General features: G+C 52.3%; 1 protein-coding gene. It reads right to left on the minus strand.

Annotation, left to right across the window (positions count from 1 at the left end):
- Positions 1–408: 408 nt before the first annotated feature.
- The gene (locus tag NZ772_19400; protein ID MCS6815723.1) at positions 409–984 is read right to left on the minus strand and encodes a hypothetical protein; all 576 of its coding nucleotides are present in this window, start codon (positions 982–984) and stop codon (positions 409–411) included.
- Positions 985–1,031: the final 47 nt, after the last annotated feature.

The raw sequence follows: 1,031 nt of genomic DNA on the forward strand, positions 1-1,031 counted from the left end.
CCGACGCTAACACTCCTAACCGTGCAGGCGCTGTAGCTGGAGTTGGCTCAATAGCGACAATGGGCGAGATTAGGCAAGCATCAGGCGGTGTTAGGCTAATCTTCGGCATGGTGTCTGTTGTTTGCATCTGGTTTTGGCGTAGCAGTGCTATGAGATTATCTCATGCCCGTTGAGCAATCACGGGACATACCAGGGGAGCCAGCCGGATTGAAGTCTTTCTCCCACTTTGGGAGAGGGATCCAGAGTCAGGGTTGGGCAGTGTAGCTATGCCTAGGGGTTCAGCGAATTTAAACCCTCTTGCACGACCAATCACACTCTGGCCAAATCTCTCGGCAGTTGACCCTCCTGACCTTGCGCCCATATCCCTGACCTGATGTGATACCTCAGATACACCAGTCTACGTCCCAGTTACTCTGACTTGCTACTAGGGTTGTTGTCAGGCAGTTGTTCAGGTGAGGAACCAGGGGTCGGGGGTAGAGAGTTGCTTCGAGCAGGGCCGGACTGGCGAGGATAGCTATAGGGATACGATAACGGTGGTCGTAGCCAGCGGTGAGCCTGCCAACCTAGGCTGAACCCCAGAGTAGACACTAGCAACAATACCATTAGCACGGGAAAGTCTTTGAAGCCAGCCGCTAGCATGTCTAGCCGTGCTAGGGATAGAGACAAGCTGATAATTAGCACATAGCCAAACAGCCGCACTAACACCAGAAAGGTGGCGATCGACAGAGCCAATAGAATCACAGAAAACAACCGGCCCTCATTAGAGCTTGTCCAGCGCACTAGCTTGGCTCGGTAGGTATTGGGTGAGGCAGTCAATGTGCCGACTACAATCAGGTCAAACACTAATATACCCACCCAGGCAACTTTGGCGAAAGATGGGTCAACGAGACTGCCTGGCTCTAAGAGAAACCACCCTAAGGCAACATGAGCAATCAGCAACAGCCCTAGGGAGATCCAGGGTATACGCCTGATTTGAGTTAGCAAGGTCTTAAGCAGTGATGGTACCTCCTATGTCAATCTGAACTCGGACT

It is taken from the genome of Cyanobacteriota bacterium, from assembly GCA_025054735.1.
Taxonomy (GTDB): Bacteria; Cyanobacteriota; Cyanobacteriia; order SKYG9; family SKYG9; genus SKYG9.